This is a genomic window from Enterobacter sp. ECC-019 (assembly GCF_043974075.1).
Classification (GTDB): Bacteria; Pseudomonadota; Gammaproteobacteria; order Enterobacterales; family Enterobacteriaceae; genus Enterobacter; species Enterobacter asburiae_D.
On the sequence record NZ_CP143759.1, the window covers coordinates 4,754,953 to 4,773,456 of the forward strand.

Annotated in this window: 16 protein-coding genes; 6 read left to right on the plus strand and 10 right to left on the minus strand. The window is 58.6% G+C overall.

The genetic code is table 11. The annotated features are described in order from the left end of the window. Positions 1–50: 50 nt before the first annotated feature. The 5 genes from V1566_RS22550 to V1566_RS22570 form a co-directional block, all read right to left on the minus strand. Positions 51–2,222, minus strand: coding sequence for a YgiQ family radical SAM protein (locus V1566_RS22550; RefSeq protein ID WP_395304683.1), 2,172 nt, complete (start codon positions 2,220–2,222; stop codon positions 51–53). Positions 2,223–2,373: 151 nt separating this feature from the next. Beyond that, entirely contained in the window at positions 2,374–3,786 is a 1,413-nt protein-coding gene (gene ftsP, locus V1566_RS22555; RefSeq protein WP_032659948.1) for a cell division protein FtsP, read from the minus strand. A gap of 58 nt (positions 3,787–3,844) precedes the next feature. Then, entirely contained in the window at positions 3,845–4,582 is a 738-nt protein-coding gene (gene plsC / locus V1566_RS22560; protein WP_063145584.1) for a 1-acylglycerol-3-phosphate O-acyltransferase, read from the minus strand. A 163-nt stretch (positions 4,583–4,745) separates the two neighbouring features. Then, positions 4,746–7,004 carry a DNA topoisomerase IV subunit A gene (parC, locus tag V1566_RS22565; RefSeq protein ID WP_395304684.1) on the minus strand — a complete coding sequence of 753 codons (2,259 nt, stop codon included), beginning with the start codon at positions 7,002–7,004 and terminating at the stop codon, positions 4,746–4,748. A gap of 118 nt (positions 7,005–7,122) precedes the next feature. Beyond that, entirely contained in the window at positions 7,123–7,524 is a 402-nt protein-coding gene (locus V1566_RS22570) for a YgiW/YdeI family stress tolerance OB fold protein (RefSeq protein ID WP_395304685.1), read from the minus strand. Positions 7,525–7,663: 139 nt separating this feature from the next. Here V1566_RS22570 and qseB point away from each other — a divergent pair, with 139 nt between their 5' ends. The 5 genes from qseB (at position 7,664) to lysM (ending at position 11,286) form a co-directional block, all read left to right on the plus strand. Continuing rightward, positions 7,664–8,323, plus strand: coding sequence for a quorum sensing response regulator transcription factor QseB (qseB, locus tag V1566_RS22575; RefSeq protein WP_395304686.1), 660 nt, complete (start codon positions 7,664–7,666; stop codon positions 8,321–8,323). After that, positions 8,320–9,669, plus strand: coding sequence for a quorum sensing histidine kinase QseC (gene qseC / locus V1566_RS22580; RefSeq protein WP_395304687.1), 1,350 nt, complete (start codon positions 8,320–8,322; stop codon positions 9,667–9,669). The genes qseB and qseC overlap by 4 nt, the downstream gene beginning before the upstream one ends. Positions 9,670–9,774: 105 nt before the next feature. Then, positions 9,775–10,356 (plus strand): NAD(P)H-dependent oxidoreductase, encoded by a 582-nt coding sequence (locus tag V1566_RS22585; RefSeq protein WP_047347835.1) that lies wholly within the window; start codon positions 9,775–9,777, stop codon positions 10,354–10,356. A 31-nt stretch (positions 10,357–10,387) separates the two neighbouring features. Further along, entirely contained in the window at positions 10,388–10,702 is a 315-nt protein-coding gene (locus V1566_RS22590) for a putative quinol monooxygenase (protein ID WP_032640570.1), read from the plus strand. Between the two features lie 143 nt (positions 10,703–10,845). After that, a complete protein-coding gene (gene lysM, locus V1566_RS22595; protein WP_395304688.1) occupies positions 10,846–11,286 on the plus strand; it encodes a peptidoglycan-binding protein LysM in 441 nt (146 codons plus the stop codon). A gap of 17 nt (positions 11,287–11,303) precedes the next feature. On the opposite strand, the gene V1566_RS22600 is transcribed toward lysM, so the two are convergent. From V1566_RS22600 to V1566_RS22620, 5 genes are read right to left on the minus strand one after another with little or no spacing between them, the layout of a single operon-like run. Next, positions 11,304–12,191, minus strand: coding sequence for a MurR/RpiR family transcriptional regulator (locus tag V1566_RS22600; protein ID WP_395304689.1), 888 nt, complete (start codon positions 12,189–12,191; stop codon positions 11,304–11,306). Next, a complete protein-coding gene (locus V1566_RS22605) occupies positions 12,188–13,138 on the minus strand; it encodes an iron-siderophore ABC transporter substrate-binding protein (RefSeq protein ID WP_395304690.1) in 951 nt (316 codons plus the stop codon). The genes V1566_RS22600 and V1566_RS22605 overlap by 4 nt, the downstream gene beginning before the upstream one ends. Positions 13,139–13,147: 9 nt before the next feature. After that, positions 13,148–14,188 (minus strand): FecCD family ABC transporter permease, encoded by a 1,041-nt coding sequence (locus V1566_RS22610; RefSeq protein WP_395304691.1) that lies wholly within the window; start codon positions 14,186–14,188, stop codon positions 13,148–13,150. Continuing rightward, on the minus strand, positions 14,185–15,168 hold the full coding sequence (locus tag V1566_RS22615) for a FecCD family ABC transporter permease (RefSeq protein WP_395304692.1): 984 nt from the start codon (positions 15,166–15,168) through the stop codon (positions 14,185–14,187). The genes V1566_RS22610 and V1566_RS22615 overlap by 4 nt, the downstream gene beginning before the upstream one ends. Further along, positions 15,165–15,977, minus strand: a complete 813-nt coding sequence (locus V1566_RS22620) for an ABC transporter ATP-binding protein (protein WP_395304693.1) — start codon at positions 15,975–15,977, stop codon at positions 15,165–15,167. Before V1566_RS22620 ends, V1566_RS22615 begins: the two co-directional genes overlap by 4 nt. A gap of 385 nt (positions 15,978–16,362) precedes the next feature. Here V1566_RS22620 and V1566_RS22625 point away from each other — a divergent pair, with 385 nt between their 5' ends. Continuing rightward, on the plus strand, positions 16,363–18,504 hold the full coding sequence (locus V1566_RS22625; protein ID WP_395304694.1) for a TonB-dependent siderophore receptor: 2,142 nt from the start codon (positions 16,363–16,365) through the stop codon (positions 18,502–18,504).

Consider the following 18,504-nt stretch of genomic DNA (forward strand, 5'->3'; position numbering starts at 1 on the left):
CCCGGCCTACGTGTCGACATAAAAAACCCCGGCTTACCGGGGTTTTTTATTTACGCTTTGCGCTTCACGGGCTTTTTCGCACTGGAATTACCGTTTGAACGCTGATGCACAATCGGCGTGTGCTTGGTCAGCGCCGGGCGCGTATTGCGATTCTGGCGACGCGCTTCGCGCATCTCATCCAGCGTCGGGGCCGGTACCAGGCAGTCGCGACGCGAGCCGATAAGATGTTTTTTGCCCATCTCTTCCAGCGCCTGGCGGATCAGCGGCCAGTTTTTCGGATCGTGGTAACGCAGCAGCGCTTTATGCAGGCGACGCTGTTTATCCCCTTTCGGCACCACCACCTCTTCACTCTTGTAGCCAATCTTACTCAGCGGGTTCTTGCCGGTGTAATACATGGTCGTCGAGTTGGCGAGCGGTGACGGATAGAAGTTCTGCACCTGATCCAGGCGGAAGCGACGCTGCTTCAGCCACAACGCCAGATTCACCATGTCCTCATCGCGCGTGCCCGGGTGGGCGGAGATGAAGTACGGGATCAGATACTGCTCTTTACCCGCCTGCTTCGAATAGGTGTCAAACAGCTCTTTAAAGCGATCGTAGCTGCCCATGCCCGGCTTCATCATTTTCGACAGCGGGCCTTCCTCGGTGTGCTCCGGCGCAATCTTCAGATAGCCGCCGACGTGGTGCGTTGCCAGCTCTTTGATGTAGCGCGGATCTTCCACGGCGATGTCGTAACGTACCCCGGAGGCGATCAGGATCTTCTTGATGCCTTTCAGGTCACGCGCGCGGCGATAGAGGTTGATCGTCGGCTCGTGGTTGGTGTCCATGTGCTCGCAAATGCTTGGATAGACGCAGGAGAGGCGACGACAGGTTTGCTCGGCGCGCGGCGACTTGCAGCGCAGCATGTACATGTTTGCGGTTGGGCCGCCAAGGTCGGAAATCACGCCGGTAAAGCCCGGCACCGAGTCGCGAATCGCTTCGATCTCATTGATGATCGAATCTTCAGAGCGGCTCTGGATAATACGGCCTTCGTGCTCGGTAATGGAGCAGAACGAGCACCCGCCGAAGCAGCCGCGCATGATGTTGATCGAGAAGCGGATCATCTCGTACGCCGGGATACGGGCGTTGCCGTACGCCGGGTGCGGCACGCGCTTGTACGGCAGCGCAAAGACGCTGTCCATCTCTTCGGTGGAGAGCGGGATCGCCGGCGGGTTAATCCAGATAAAGCGCTCGCCGTGCTTCTGCATCAACGCGCGGGCACAGCCCGGGTTGGTTTCATGGTGCAGAATACGGGACGCGTGTGCGTAGAGCACCTTGTCGGCTTTCACCTTCTCGTAGGTCGGCAGCAGCACGTAGGTCTTTTCCCACGGTTTCGGGCGCGGCGGCTGCACGACGATAGCCTTCGCTTCCGCTTTTTTCGGTTCAACCGGCTTGTTATCGGCACACGGCAGATCTTCGCCGTACGGGTGTGGGATCGGGTCGATTTTGCCCGGCATGTCGATGATACGGGAATCTACCCCGCTCCAGCCAGGCAGCGCCTCTTTCACCATGATGGCGGTATTGCGTACATCGCGGATGCTGTTCACCGGTTCACCCTGCGACAGACGGTGCGCCACTTCCACCAGCGGACGCTCGCCGTTACCGTAAATCAGCATGTCGGCTTTGGAATCCACCAGCACCGAGCGGCGAACGGTATCTGACCAGTAGTCGTAGTGCGCGGTGCGGCGCAGGCTCGCCTCGATGCCGCCCAGGATCACCGGCACGTCTTTCCAGGCTTCTTTACAGCGCTGGGTATACACCAGGGTCGCGCGGTCAGGGCGTTTGCCCGCGACGTTATCCGGTGTGTAGGCGTCGTCATGGCGCAGCTTACGATCGGCGGTATAGCGGTTGATCATCGAGTCCATGTTGCCTGCGGTCACGCCGAAGAACAGGTTGGGTTTACCCAGACGCATAAAGTCGTCTTTGCTGTTCCAGTCAGGCTGGGAGATGATCCCCACGCGGAAGCCCTGCGCTTCAAGCATACGGCCACAGATGGCCATACCGAAGCTTGGGTGGTCAACGTAGGCATCGCCCGTGACCAGAATGATGTCGCAGCTGTCCCAGCCCAGTTGGTCCATCTCTTCACGGGACATCGGCAGGAACGGCGCCGGTCCAAAGCAGGCCGCCCAGTACTGGGGCCAGGAGAAGAGGTCACGATCCGGCTGGATCAGGGAAATTGCGCTCATAATGCTTCCGAAGAAAAAATAGACAAAAGGAGCGGGATTATACGCTGGATCAATGTGGGAAATGAAGGGGTATTTATTGCCCGGTGGCGCTACGCTTACCGGGCCTACGGGCCTGTAGGTCGGGTAAGGCGAAGCCGCCACCCGACTCGTTTTACGGTGCCGGATTCACCAGCATCTGCCCCACGGAGCCCCTGTCCATCATCTCCAGCGTCTGGCTGTGGAACAGGAACGGGAAGTGCGGCCACGAAGGCTGACCATAGTAGACGAGCAGTTCAACCTGACCGTCCACCCAGACGGTATCTTTCCAGCCGCGATCTTCCGGGAACGGCATTGCGCCGTTGACGTTGCGGATCAGGAATGACACCCCTTCAATATGGAACGACTGCGGCATATCTGAACGGACCGTCCAGCGCTCCCAGGTCCCCTGCTGCGCGGTAATGTCGATGCGGTTGACATCCCACAGCGCGCCGTTGATGCCCGGATCGTCGCCCAGGCTGATATCACGGCTGCGCACCGGCGAGCCGCTCATGATCTCCTGCGGCAACAGACGCATTGGCAGGCTATCGGTCACCAGCGGCAGCAGACCGGTTGGGCGCAGGGTCAGCACCAGGGTCGAGACAAGTATGCTCGACGGTTCAAAGAACCCGCGAATACGGTCAACAATGCTCGCCGCTTCACCGCAGGTCAGCGACACTTCATCCCCGTTGGTCATATCCACGAGAATTTCGCGACGTTCACCCGGCGAGAGCGCCAGCTGTTTGACGGAAACCGGCGCCGGTAAAAAGCCCTGGTCGCCGGAGATCACGTGCAGCGGACGGCCATCGCTCATTTGCAGCTGATAGCGGCGCGAGTTGGAGGCGTTGAGCAGGCGCAGGCGCACCCAGCCGCGCGAGACCTCGACATACGGGCTTTGCGCGCCGTTGACCAGCAGCGTATCGCCGACGAAGCCGCCGCTGCCCGGCTCGCTGTATTCCGGCGTACCGAAATTATCCAGACGTTTGTCCTGGATAATAATAGGGAAGTCATCCACGCCGTAGTGGTTCGGGATCGGCAGGGATTTGCTGACCTCATCTTCCACCAGCCACATTCCGGCCAGGCCGTTATAGACCTGCTGCGCCGTGCGGTTAGGCGTGTTGGCGTGGTACCAGAGGGTTGCCGCGCTCTGGCGAATCGGTAGCACGGGCGCCCAGTCGGCGCTGGGTGACATCATTCGCGCCGCGCCGCCAATCAACGGGCCAGGCACCTGTAGGCCGCTGATGGTCATGGCGACATTTTCAGGGGTGCGGTTACTGTAGATGAGCTTAACGTCATCGCCATTCCACACGCGTATGGTCGGCCCAAGATAACGTCCGTTAATGCCCCAGACCGGCGCACGCGTCCCCTGGGTGAAGGACCAGTGGCTGCGCTGCAGCGTCAGGAAAAGCGGCTGACCGCGACGAGATTCAATTAATGGCGGAATAGGCAGCGGCTGTTGCTGCCCGGCGGCGCTGGCTGTCAGCGGCATCGCACCCGCACAAAGGGCGATCCCGGAAGCCTGAATAAACTGACGCCGACTGAGTGACATATAAGCTCCATCTGAAACGACTAACAACGCGGGAATTCGTTTTCCCTTCAACGCCGGATTAAATCTTACCGGCGGCTTCTCTCTCTGCGACTTCTTTGTCGAGCTGCGCAATATGCTGAGCCATCAGCTCACGGCAGTGCGCTGCCAGCTCGCGCACCTGGTCTTTACCATATTTGCTGGTATCGACGGGTGGCAGCATTTCGACAATCACCAGCCCGTTATTCAGGCGGTTAAGATTAATCTTATTCGAAGTATTGGAAACACACACAGGAATAATTGGAACACCAGCCGCAATTGCGGCATGAAACGCACCGGTTTTAAACGGCAGCAGGCCGCGGCCGCGGCTGCGCGTTCCTTCCGGGAACATCCAGATTGAGATTCTGCGCTTTTTAAAATGATTCACCACTTCCGCAATGGTGCTGTGCGCTTTTGCACGGTTGTTACGGTCGATCAGCAGGTTACCGGTAAGCCAGTACAGCAGGCCAAAAAACGGGATCCACAGCAGGCTTTTTTTCCCCACCGTCACGGTCGGTGGCAAAACGATATTTGCGGCGGTCACCATATCGTAATTGTTTTGATGGTTAGCGATATAGATGGCGTTACCGAAATTTTCCGCCCCTTCAGGCAGACGTTTCTCAACCTTCAGACCAAACAGCGGTGCAAGGCGACCGAACATATGGCCGAAGGTGGCAACATGCTTAGGATTTCGCGGGCTGAACAGGCAATAGATGCAGCCGAAAATACAGACCAGAATGCAGTAGATAACGGTAAGAATAAGACGAACAATATATAGCATAGCGACCTCTGAAGCCCCAACAGCTGACAATTATACTTCACCTGTGGCCAGGTAAGGACTTTATTACGAGCGCGTATTGTTAATCGCAACGCACGAATTAACAACGATTTTACGGGAAATTTTATTGAAATTCCCCCTCCGGGCAGAGGGGGATATCACGACATTACTCTTCGCTGTCACCTGCGGTGCTGCGTGCAGGAGAGTCAATCTCCACGCGGTCGATGCGCTGCAGGCCGCGCATCAGCGAGCCACGGCGACCGCGCTCACCCACCACTTTCTGCAGCTCTTCCGGACGCAGCTTGATCTTACGCTTGCCGACGTGAATGGTCAGCGTGCTCTGCGGCGGCAGGAGGAAGAGGTGCGCCAGGCCATCTTCGCCTTTCGCGGCTTCCGCCGACGGGATGTTGATGATCTTGTTGCCCTTGCCTTTCGACAGCTCCGGCAGATCGCTGACCGGGAACATCAGCATACGTCCGGCGGTGGTGATCGCCAGCAGCATGTCGCTTTCGTTCTCAATCACCAGCGGCGCCATTACGTGGGCGTTGTCCGGCAGGCTGATCAGCGCCTTACCGGCACGGTTACGGGAGACCAGGTCGTTAAAGGTACAGATAAAGCCGTAGCCCGCATCGGATGCCAGCAGCAGCTTCTGATCATCGGCTTCCATCAGCATATGGTCGACCGTCGCGCCCGGCGGCAGCGTCAGCTTGCCGGTGAGCGGCTCGCCCTGCCCGCGCGCGGAAGGCAGCGTGATCGGGTCGATGGCGTAGCTGCGGCCGGTAGAATCGATAAACGCCACCGGCTGGTTGCTCTTACCTTTCACCGCCGCTTTGAAGCTGTCGCCCGCTTTGTAGCTCAGCCCAGGCGCGTCGATATCGTGGCCTTTGGCGCTACGCACCCAGCCGCTCTGCGACAGAACAATAGTCACCGGCTCGGACGGCTGCATGTCGTGCTCGTTCATCGCCTTCGCTTCTTCGCGCTCGTGCAGCGGAGAACGACGGTCGTCGCCAAACGCGTCTGCATCGGCCTGCAACTCTTTCTTCAGCAGGGTGTTCATCTTGCGCTCGGACGCGAGGATCGCCTGCAGCTGATCGCGCTCTTTTTCCAGCTCGTTCTGCTCGCCGCGGATCTTCATCTCTTCCAGTTTGGCGAGATGGCGCAGTTTCAGTTCGAGGATCGCTTCGGCCTGTGTTTCGCTGATGCCAAAGCGCGACATCAGCGCCGGCTTCGGCTCGTCCTCGGTACGGATGATCTCAATCACTTCGTCGATGTTGAGGAACGCCACCAGCAAACCTTCAAGGATATGCAGGCGCTTAAGCACTTTCTCCAGACGGTAATTCAGACGACGGCGTACCGTATCGCGGCGGAACGTCAGCCATTCAGTGAGGATCTCCAGCAGGTTTTTCACCGCCGGGCGTCCGTCGAGGCCAATCATATTCAGGTTGATGCGGTAGCTTTTTTCCAGATCGGTGGTGGCGAACAGGTGGTTCATCACCTGCTCCATGTCCACGCGGTTTGAGCGCGGCACGATCACCAGACGGGTCGGGTTCTCGTGATCGGATTCGTCGCGCAGGTCGTCCACCATCGGCAGCTTTTTATTGCGCATCTGGGAGGCGATCTGCTCCAGTACTTTGGCACCGGATACCTGATGCGGCAGCGCGGTGATCACCACGGCGCCGTCCTCTTTATTCCACACCGCGCGCATGCGCACGGAGCCGCGACCGTTCTGGTAGATTTTGCGGATTTCCGCGCGCGAGGTGATGATTTCGGCTTCCGTCGGGTAGTCCGGCCCCTGCACGATATCCAGCAGCTCGTCCAGCGAGGTTTTCGGCTGCTCGATCAGGGTGATGGCGGCTTTCGCCACTTCACGCAGGTTGTGCGGCGGAATGTCCGTCGCCATGCCGACCGCGATACCGGTGGTGCCGTTCAGCAGGATGTTCGGCAGACGCGCAGGCAACATCTTCGGCTCCTGCATCGTACCGTCGAAGTTTGGCACCCAGTCAACGGTTCCCTGACCCAGCTCGCCCAGCAGCACTTCGGCATATTTAGAGAGACGGGATTCGGTATAACGCATCGCCGCGAAGGATTTCGGATCGTCCGGCGCCCCCCAGTTCCCCTGTCCATCCACCAGCGGGTAGCGGTAAGAGAACGGCTGCGCCATCAGCACCATCGCTTCATAACAGGCGCTGTCGCCGTGCGGATGGTATTTACCCAGAACGTCACCGACGGTACGGGCGGATTTCTTGAACTTGGCGCTGGCGCTCAGGCCCAGCTCGGACATCGCATAGACGATGCGGCGCTGAACGGGCTTCAGGCCATCCCCGATAAACGGCAACGCCCTGTCCATGATGACGTACATGGAGTAGTTCAGGTAGGCGTTTTCCGTGAATTCATGTAGCGCGAGGCGCTCTGCCATATCGCTCATTACGTGTGATTCCTCAACTCAGAAACCGAAGGGTTTCAGGCAATATTGCCGCAGATACTACCTCATCTGATGAATTGAGTCACAAAGAAAAAGGGCCGCACAGGCGGCCCTTTTCGGGTTATTTGTTCAGCTTAATAACCTGCTTCACGTCGATTTCAAAATCGTTCCACTCTTTATCGACTTTACCCTGCAGTTCAACTTTATCCTGCGGAGTGACGGTCACGCCGTTCCAGCGCTTGTGGTCAATCTCAACGACCACCGTGCCGGTCTCATCGCGGAAGGTGTAGCGATCATCGGACAGGCGCTCGGTAATGTTCCCGCGCAGCTTCACCCACGCATCGTCCTTCAGGTCTTTCACTTTTGCCGCGGTGGTGAGGTTGGCGTTGTTATCTACAAAACCGCCCTGCTGAGTTTGCGTCTGGGTCTGTGTGGCCGATGGGCCAGTAAAACCGCCCTGAGCAGCAAAGACCGGCGCGGTGGTCATCATCATGATGGCAGCAATTGCAGCGAATTTTTTCATCTTCATCTCTCCCTTTAATGTCGTTTCGCAATCCATTTAACAGGGTAATCCTTAACAACTTCTTAAGGGAAAAATTTATTTATTATTGCTGTACAGCAGGCGCTTGCAGAGGGTTTACTGACGGCATCAAGGAGGGAACATGCGCATTTTACTGGTAGAAGACGACAGGTTAATCGGCGACGGTATCAAGGCAGGGTTAAGCAAAATGGGCTTTAGCGTGGACTGGTTTACCGACGGTAAAACCGGTCAGGCCGCGCTCGCTTCTGCCCCCTATGATGCCGTGGTGCTGGATCTGACGCTGCCGGAAATTGACGGTCTGGACATCCTGCGCGCGTGGCGCGAAAGCGGGCACAGCGAGCCGGTACTGATTCTGACGGCGCGGGATGCGCTGAACCAGCGCGTCGAGGGGCTGCGTCTGGGCGCGGATGATTATCTCTGTAAGCCGTTCGCGCTGATTGAAGTGGGTGCCCGCCTCGAAGCGCTGGTCCGCCGCAGCCACGGGCAGGCGCGTAGCGAGCTACGTCACGGGAAGGTCACGCTCGACCCGACCCGTCTTGTCGCCACGCTGGAGGGTGAGCCGCTGACGCTCAAGCCGAAAGAGTTCGCGCTGCTGGAGCTGTTAATGCGCAACGCGGGCCGGGTGCTGCCGCGAAAGCTGATTGAGGAAAAGCTTTATAACTGGGATGACGACGTCTCCAGCAACGCCATCGAGGTTCACGTCCATCATTTGCGCCGCAAGCTTGGCAGCGAGTTTATCCGCACCGTGCACGGCATCGGCTACACCCTGGGTGACGCATGAAGCTGACGCAACGCCTGAGCCTGAAGCTGCGCCTGACGCTTTTCTTTTTACTCCTGTCTCTGACGGCCTGGTTTGCCGCCAGCGTTGTCGCCTGGCAGCAAACGACCCACAAGCTCGACAAGCTGTTCGATACCCAGCAGATGCTGTTTGCTAAACGGCTGCTGACGATGGATCTGGACGAGATCCGCGCCCCCGAACGCATGCGCGAGATCCCGAAAAAAGTGAAGCATGGCCGTCTGGACGATGACGCGCTGGCCTTCGCCATTTACGCCGTCGACGGCAAAATGATCCTCAACGACGGTGAAAACGGGCGCGATATTCCGTACCACTATCGCCGCGACGGGTTCGATAACGGGCAGCTGCAGGGCGACAACGATGAGTGGCGCTTTTTATGGCTGACCTCACCCGATGGAAAGTACCGCGTGGTGGTCGGCCAGGAGTGGGAGTACCGCCAGGAGATGGCGCTGGACGTGGTCAGCTCGCAGCTTACGCCGTGGCTGGTGGCGCTGCCGGTAATGCTGCTGTTGCTGATCCTGCTGTTGAGCCGTGAACTGAAGCCGCTGAAAAAGCTGGCGCAGACCCTGCGCTCCCGCTCGCCGGATGCCACCGATAAACTGCCGACGGAAGGGGTACCCACTGAGGTGCGTCCCCTGCTCGACGCGCTGAATCATCTCTTCGCGCGCACCCAGGAGATGATGACCCGCGAGCGCCGCTTTACGTCCGATGCCGCCCACGAATTACGCAGCCCGCTGGCGGCCCTGAAGGTGCAAACTGACGTGGCGCAGCTCTCTCATGACGATCCGCAGGCGCGGGAAAAGGCGCTGACGCAGCTGCATGCGGGCATCGACCGCGCTTCCCGGCTGGTGGATCAGCTCCTCACGCTGTCGCGTCTGGACACGCTGGATAACCTTGACGATGTCGAACCGATTATCCTGGCCGACTTACTGCAGTCGGCCGTTCTGGATATCTGGCATCCAGCGCAGCAGGCAGGCATTGATATCCGCCTGAACATCCATGCACCAGAGGTTACACGCACGGGCCAGCAGTTGCTCCTGAGCCTGCTGGTGCGCAACCTGCTGGATAACGCGATTCGCTACAGTCCGCGCGGCAGCGTGGTGGACGTGACGCTGGACGCGCGTAGCTTTACCGTGCGCGACAACGGCCCCGGCATTTCACCGGACGCGCTGGCGCGCATCGGCGAGCGCTTTTATCGTCCGCCGGGTCAGGATGCCACGGGCAGCGGGTTGGGATTATCCATCGTAAAGCGCATCGCCGCCCTGCATGGGATGCGCGTTTCTCTGAGCAATGCGCCTGAAGGCGGTTTTGAAGCGAAGGTCAGCTGGTAAGGGATTATTGCGTTTAATGCAAAAGACTTTGCACATTTTGCTCATTTTACCGCACCGTCCTCGCGCGTAGAATACTCGCCATACTCTCATCATCGAGGACAAATAATGAGCAACATTCTGATTATCAACGGTGCAAAAGAATTTGCGCACTCTAAAGGCCAGCTGAATGACACCCTGACCGAGGTCGCGGACGGTTTCCTGCGCGACGCCGGGCATGATGTTAAGGTCGTGCGCGCGGACAGCAACTACGACGTAAAAGCCGAAGTGCAGAACTTCCTGTGGGCTGACGTGGTGATCTGGCAGATGCCAGGCTGGTGGATGGGCGCGCCGTGGACCGTAAAAAAATACATGGACGACGTGTTCACCGAAGGTCATGGCTCACTGTATGCCAGCGATGGCCGCACCCGCTCTGACGCTTCCAAAAAATACGGCTCAGGCGGCCTGATTCAGGGCAAAAAATATATGCTCTCGCTGACCTGGAACGCGCCAATGGAAGCCTTCACCGAGAAAGATCAGTTCTTCGAAGGCGTAGGCGTTGACGGTGCGTACCTGCCGTTCCACAAGGCAAACCAGTTCCTGGGCATGGATCCGCTGCCGACCTTTATCGTCAACGACGTGATTAAAATGCCTGACGTCCCGAGCTATATCGCAGAATATCGCAAGCATCTCGCGGAAATTTTTGCTTAACTGATAGCCTGGAATTAAAGGAGTAGTAAACATGCTTACCGTTATCGCAGAAATCCGTACTCGTCCAGGTCAACATCACCGTCAGGCGGTGCTGGATCAGTTCGCGAAAATTATCCCGACCGTTCTGAAAGAAGAAGGCTGCCACGGCTACGCGCCGATGGTGGATGCTGCCACTGACGCCAGCTTCCAGGCGACCGCGCCAGACTCGATCATCATGGTTGAGCAGTGGGAAACCGTCGCGCATCTTGAAGCGCACCTGCAGACCCCGCACATGAAAGCGTGGAGCGACGCGGTGAAGGGTGACGTGCTGGAAACCCACATCCGTATTCTGGAGCAAGGGGTTTAAATTTTCCCTCATCCCAGCCCTCTCCTACAGGGAGAGGGAGAACAGATCCAGGCCCGGTGAGCGCCAGCGCCATCGGGTTTTTTTATCAGCTTAAAACTCAACTGCTATGCTTATTCTGACTTCATGATTAACAGGAGGATGGAATGGGTCTTTTTAACTTCGTGAAAGAAGCAGGCGAAAAGCTATGGGATAACCTGACCGATCACAAAGGCCAGAGCGACAAAATCACCGAGCATCTCAAAAAACTCAATATTCCCGGTTCAGATAAGGTTCAGGTTAACGTTACCGACGGCAAAGCCAGCGTGACGGGTGACGGGCTGACCCAGGAGCAGAAAGAAAAAATTCAGGTCGCCATCGGGAACATCGCGGGCGTCAGCGAGGTGGAGAACAACATCACCGCGACCGATGCCAAAGATGAAGCCACCTACTACACGGTGAAATCCGGCGATACCCTGAGCGCTATCTCCAAAACCGTGTACGGCGATGCCAACAAGTACAATAAGATTTTTGAGGCTAACCGCCCGATGCTCTCCAGCCCGGATAAAATCTATCCTGGCCAGACGCTGCGTATTCCTAAAGCGTGATCCACAAGCCGGGGAAATCAGCTGCTTTTCTTCCCCGGTTTTAACCCACGGTGTAACTCGTTGATACGCTTCATCGATTTGATGGTGCGCTGCGGTTCGGTAGAGGCGACGGATAAAATGATCATCTCCAGACACAGCAGCACCGTGCCGTGGAGCGGGATTTTACCCTTTTCCCCGCCGCGCGGAACGTGGATCACCACGCTGGCCTCCTTGCTGAAACGTGAGTCAAGGGCGTTGGTCAGCAGGATGGTTGGAATGCCCAGACGTTTTGCTTCACGCAGCGTGGTTTGCCCCTCCCGGTGCGCGGATTTCTGCGCCATCATCACCAGCACGTCGCCGCGCTGAAGCGCAATCAGCTGCTCGGCAAGCCCTATTCCAGTACGGTTAAGCGGCGTGGCGGGTAACCCCATACGACTGAACAGCCTGGCGGTGTACTCGGCCAGAATGCCGGAGGCGCCAATACCAAATATGGCGACCTGCCTCGCCTGCGCCAGCAGAGAGACCGCCTGGGCCATCGCGTAGCGGTTGTGCGGCTCGGATAACACCTCGCAGGTGTGTTGATGCCCCTCCAGCACGAAATCAATGCTCGCGTTAACGTCGCTGGCGAGCGTATTCACCGTGGTGGATATCTTTTCGCTGGAAGTGACTACCGGACCAAACCACTGCTCCAGAGTCCGCTTGAGATCGCGCAGCCCGGCGAAACCCAGCGCCTGAATGGCGCGGACTACCGTGGCATCCGACGTTTTCAACAACGTCGCGATCTCCATTGCGGTCTGTTCCATCACCGCTTCGCGGTTGTCGTGGATATAGCGTGCAACCTGCAGCAGACGCGGCGTCAGCTGATGCGCGCGCGCGCGAAAGCGGTCGCCGTAGACATCCACGCGCCCTTTCTCTTTGCGGATCACCGTGTCGCCTCCGGCAGCGGACGTCCGGCAATCTGCGACTGCACCTGCGCGGCCATCAGCCCTAACGAGGCGAACGAATTCGAGATGGCCTCTTCACGCGAGATCAGCACGTAGTGCCCGGTTCGGCAGGCATTCAGGAACTGACACCAGCCCGGCATGACCGCATCCATCGCCGCCAGCTCGTCCTGCGGTTTACCGCCCGTATCCCCACGCCAGGTGGCGAAGACGAAATCGGCATCCAGCTCAGGCAGACGCTCGGCGCTGACGTCAATCCGCCCCTCTTCCGGAATGGACTCAATCAGCGGCGGGAAGGTGAACCCGGCATCACGCAGCACGCGGCCCAGCGAGTGGTAGCTGTGCATAGCGTTAATCTTCCCCTGATTGGCCTGAATCACGGACACGGTCACCTTGCGGGTATCAATAGTCGCCTTCAGCGCCTTAATCTGCTCCTGATAGCGCCGCTCCAGAACCTTGAGCCGTGCCTGCGTTCCCGTGAGCTGAGCCAGCTTGCGGTAGATCTCCGGCGCGCCGCCGTCGAGATGATCGATGCTCACCGTCGGGGCAATTTTCGCCAGCTGTTCCAGCGGAGTGTTGCGGGTCGGCTCGGTAATAATGAGGTCAGGCTTTGCGGCGGCGATGGCTTCAATGTCGATATCGGCCGTGCCGATAAACGTAATGTCGGAATTATCGAAGTCGACGCCGGTCAACATGCCGCTGGAGCGCAGAAAGTGGCTGCCGTCCGGCCGCGTGCGGCCATGGCTTGCCACCGGCGGCACGCCTAGCTCAATCAGCGGAATGGTAATATCCAGATCGTGTAAGGAGACAATCCGTTTCGGATGAACCGGCACCACCACTTTTCGGTTCAGATCGTCAGTAAACGTCTGCGTCGGCTCCGCCGCACTCACCGCGAACCCCACCAGCAACAGCATCGAAAACACTACGCGCATTATAGTCCCCTAAAATCTGTCCCGACGCTGCCAGAGCAGCAGCAGGAAAAACGGTCCGCCAATCAATGAAATCACAATTCCCGCCGGCAGTTGCAGCGGGAGAAACGCCAGACGGCCGACGTTATCCGCCAGCAGCACCAGCAGCGCGCCCAGCGCGGCGCTTCCCGTCAGGAGCGCGGTTTGCCCACCGCGCAGCAGCAGGCGCGCCATATGCGGGGCAATCAGCCCCACGAAACCAATACTCCCCACGCAGGAGACGCAGGCCGCCGTCAGCACCACCGGGGCAAGAACCCGCAGCAGCGCCAGCCGGGTTGTGCGTACGCCAAGGCCCGCGGCGGCCTGATTGCCGAGCAACGCCACGTCCGCTGCCCGCGCGGTAAACAGCAGCAGCGCAAACGCGGGGGCAGCCCAGAGCGCGGCTAACCCCACCAGCGTCCAGCTGGCCGCATGCAGGCTTCCCGCCAGCCACAGCATCGCCGTCTGCACGTCGCGCACGTCCGCCGTGGTCATAAAGACGCCCATTGCCGCGGCGAAGGCCCATGACACGCCTATGCCGATCAGGATGAATCGCGGGCGCGAGATATCGCGCGCCAGGGCGATGACCAGCAGCGCGGTAAACAGCCCACCGGCCATGCCGACCAGTGGAAGCCAGGCCAGGCCCAGCGCCGGGAACTGAAAAATCAGCAGCAGTACCGCCGCGCTACAGCCTTCCTTCACGCCGATAAGCCCGGGGTCAGCCAGGCCATTGCGGGTGATGGACTGCATCGCCGCCCCCGCCATACCGAGCATCGCCCCACACAGCACCGCCATCATCAGGCGCGGCAGGCGGATATCCATCACGATGTAGCGCGTCTCCGCCGTCAGGCTCTCAGGAGAAAACAGCGCGCGCCCGATGGCGGAGGTGGGAATGGGCAGAGAACCGTGCGTCAGGCCAAAGCCCAGCAGGCTTAGCGCCACCAGCGCTAAAAGGGTCAGGCACGCCAGCGCCCGCGGGCGAACCAGCGTCGATAGGCGGCCAATTCGGATCGCGCGGAATCCGGCCCGGTTCATTTGAACATCCTCGATGCCATAAAGATGAACACGGGCGCGCCGACCAGGGCCGTCATAATGCCGGTTGCCAGCTCCCAGGGCGTAAACAGCGTGCGGGCGGCGATATCCGCCAGCAGCAGAATCAGCGCGCCACACAGGGCAGACAGCGGCACCATCACGCGTAAATCGACCGACACCAGACGGCGAATGATCTGCGGCACGACCAGGCCGATAAAGCCAATCGGCCCGGCGACAGAGACGGCCGCACCGCAAAGCAGCGCGATGGCCAGCAGGGCCAGCAGGCGAGTTTTCAACAGCGACACGCCGAGCCCCTGCGCCATCCGGTCTCCCAGCGCCAGCATGTTGAGCGAGGGCGACAGTCCGATAGCGAGAACAAAACCGGCTGTTGCAGCCCACAGGGCGCTCTGGAGCGTCTGCACGTTGATCCCGGCCAGATCCCCTGCCAGCCAGGTGCGCATGGCGAGCAGCGTCTGTTCATCGAGGATTAACACCGCGGCGGTAATCGACGAGGCAAATGCCGACATCGCCACGCCGCACAGCGTGACCTTCATCGGCGTAAGCCCGGTGCGACCGGACGAGGAGAACATCAGCACCAGCAAAAACAGCGCGGCGGCACCGGCGGCGGCAACGAGCGGGCGACCAAACGGCAGAGACAGCCCAAGCGCGCTGGTAATCACCACCGCTAGCGCGGCCCCGGCGTTGAGCCCCAGAATATGCGGCTCGCCGAGCGGATTGCGGATCACGGACTGCAACATCACGCCCGCCACGCCGAGCGCGGCGCCCGTCACCATCGCGGCGCAGAGGCGCAGCAGTCTTAATTTGATAATGACGCTGTGGTCGAAATTGCGCGGGTCGAAATGGAAGAATGCCTCCACCACCGTCTGCGGAGCAATAAAGCGCGCGCCGATCCCCAGGTGCAGAATCGCCCCCAATGCCAGCAGCAACGCGAAGATTGGAAAGGCCAGAGAGGAGCGCATCATGGCTGAACCGTGCCCTGGCGAAACGGCATAAAGAACGGCTTGCCGGTCAACGGGTTTATGGACATATGCACATCCACATCAAACACCGCTTTGATCAGCTCCGGCGTGCAGGCATCGCCCTCATGCAATACGCCTTCAACTTTCCCCTGGCGCAAAAAGACCAGCGAATCGCCGTAGTTCACGGCGAAGTTGAGATCGTGCAGCACCACCACCACGGTACGCCCGTGCTGGCGGGTCAGGGTGTGCAGCAGTTCCAGGATCTCCACCTGATAGCGGAGATCGAGATACGTCGTGGGCTCGTCAAGCAGGATATACGGCGTTTGCTGCGCCAGCGCCATGGCGATCCAGCAGCGCTGACGCTGGCCGCCGGACAAGCTTTCCACCGGCATATGGGCAAATTCTGCCGTACCGGTCAGGCGCAGGGCCTCTTCCACCGCCAGTTCGTCCTCGTCGCTCCACTGACGCATAAAGTTCTGCCAGGGAAAACGCCCGCGCGAGACCAGTTCAAAAACGGTTAACCCTTCCGGCAGCAGCGGAGACTGCGGGAGAATGCCAAGCTGACGGGCGACCGCTTTGGTCGGCTGGTCGTGGATCGCCTTGCCGTCGAGAACTGCCGCGCCGCCAAGCGGCTGAAGCAAACGCGCAATGGTGCTCAGCAGCGTGGATTTTCCGCAGCCGTTCGCACCCACCAGAACGGTTATTTTCTGCTGTGGGATCGCAAGGGAGATATCATCAACGATGATTTTTTTCTGATAACCCGCAGAGAGGTTCTCCAGAACCAGTCCCGGTTTTTTTGTGTTGTGTGCCACGTGAATGCCAACGTAATAGAAAAAGCGCAACAAATATAAATAAAAATCATTCTCTTTTGAGAGTTTGACGCTGCGCCATGTAGTAGTCAAGAGAAGAAACACCCCAAAAAAACCAGGGATAAGCCAGAGGGAAGATGAACACGTCATGGATTACAAAAACAGTAATATCAATATGTTAATTATTGTCCCGCTGCGCTGATACGCACGGTTAAATGCTGTAGCCGTTTTTTCTTTTTTCCATTTACTACTACATTCGCGCGTGATTGAATGATTCTCAATTACATGTCTGATGCCACCGCAGGCTAACGGACAGACCGTAAAGGGCAATGACTCACACATTTTGCTGCGAAACGCATTCGCGGGATATTTCGGGATAACAGATGTAATGGCTACGTTCACACCTTCACTCTCTGGGGTAAAAGGGCGCGCGCTCTTTTCACTGCTGTTTATGGCGCCGCTGGTTCAGGCAGCAGATACCAACGCGGCTAAAGACGGCGAAACGCTTACCGTCACCGCCGATCCAAATACGACGGCGGAGGCCACGAACGGCTATCAGCCGTTGAATACCTCCACCGCTACGTTAACCAACATGCCGATGCTGGATATCCCGCAGGTGGTCAATACCGTCAGCGATAAAGTGCTTGAGGATCAGCACGCCACCACGCTGGATGAAGCACTCTATCACGTCAGCAACGTGGTGCAGACCAACACTCTGGGCGGCACGCAGGATGCCTTCGTGCGCCGCGGGTTTGGCGCAAACCGCGACGGCTCAATCATGACCAACGGCCTGCGCACCGTCCTGCCTCGCAGCTTTAATGCCGCAACCGAGCGCGTGGAGGTGCTGAAAGGCCCGGCCTCAACGCTCTATGGCATTCTCGATCCGGGCGGCCTGATTAACGTCGTCACCAAACGCCCGGAGAAGACCTTCGGCGGTTCAATTTCTGCCACCTCATCCAGCTTTGGCGGCGGCACCGGTCAGATCGATGTTACCGGCCCGATTGACGGCACGCGCCTGGCGTATCGCCTGACGGGCGAATATCAGGACGAGGATTACTGGCGTAATTTTGGCAACGAACGCAGCACCTTTATCGCCCCGTCGCTCACCTGGTTTGGCGATGATGCCACCGTGACCGTGCTCTATTCGCATCGCGACTATAAAACGCCGTTCGATCGCGGAACGATCTTCGATCTCAACACCCAGAAAGCCGTCGACGTCGATCGCAAAACCCGCTTCGATGAACCGTTCAACGTGACCGACGGCCAGTCCGATCTCGCTCAGCTCAATGCAGAATATCGGCTCAACAGCCAGTGGACCGCGAAGTTCGACTACAGCTACAGCCAGGATAAATACAGCGATAACCAGGCTCGCGTGATGGCTTACGATTCAAAAACCGGCAACCTGACCCGCCGCGTGGATGCGACCCAGGGCTCGACCCAGCGTATGCACACGACGCGAGCGGATCTGCAGGGGAACGTGGACATCGCGGGCTTTTACAATGAGATCCTGACCGGCGTGTCGTATGAGAATTACGATCTGCTGCGAACGGACATGATCCGCTGTAAGAACGTTAAGGATTTCAATATTTACAACCCGAGCTACGGCAGCCTCGGCAAGTGCACCACCGTCTCGGCATCCGACAGCGATCAAACCATTAAGCAGGAGAGCTACTCCGCCTACGCGCAGGATGCCCTCTACCTGACCGATAAGTGGATCGCCGTCGCCGGGCTGCGCTACCAGTATTACACCCAGTACGCGGGGAAAGGACGTCCGTTTAACGTGAACACAGACAGCCGCGACGACCAGTGGACGCCGAAGCTGGGTCTTGTCTATAAGCTCACCCCGGCGGTCTCGCTGTTTGCCAACTATTCCCAGACGTTTATGCCGCAGTCGTCCATTGCGAGCTACATCGGCGACCTGCCGCCGGAAACGTCTAATGCTTACGAAGTGGGCGCAAAGTTCGACCTGTTCGACGGCATTACCGCCAACATCGCGCTGTTTGATATCCACAAACGCAACGTGCTTTACACCGAGAGCATTGGAGATGAAACCGTCGCCAAAACCGCGGGCCGCGTGCGCTCTCAGGGCGTGGAAGTGGATCTTGCCGGGTCATTGACCGAGAACACCAACATTATCGCCAGCTATGGCTATACCGACGCGAAGGTGCTGGAAGACCCGGACTACGCGGGCAAACCGCTGCCGAACGTGCCGCGCCATACCGGCTCCCTGTTCCTGACCTACGATATTCACAATGCGTTTGCCGGGAATACCCTGACGCTGGGCGGCGGCGGGCACGGCGTAAGCCGTCGTTCCGCAACCAACGGTGCGGATTATTATCTGCCGGGCTATTTCGTGGCGGATGCGTTTGCGGCGTACAAGATGAAGCTGCAGTATCCGGTGACGCTGCAGGTGAACGTGAAAAACCTGTTTGATAAGACCTACTACACATCGTCCATTGCGACCAACAACCTGGGCAACCAGATTGGCGATCCGCGCGAAGTGCAGTTTACGGTGAAGATGGAGTTTTGA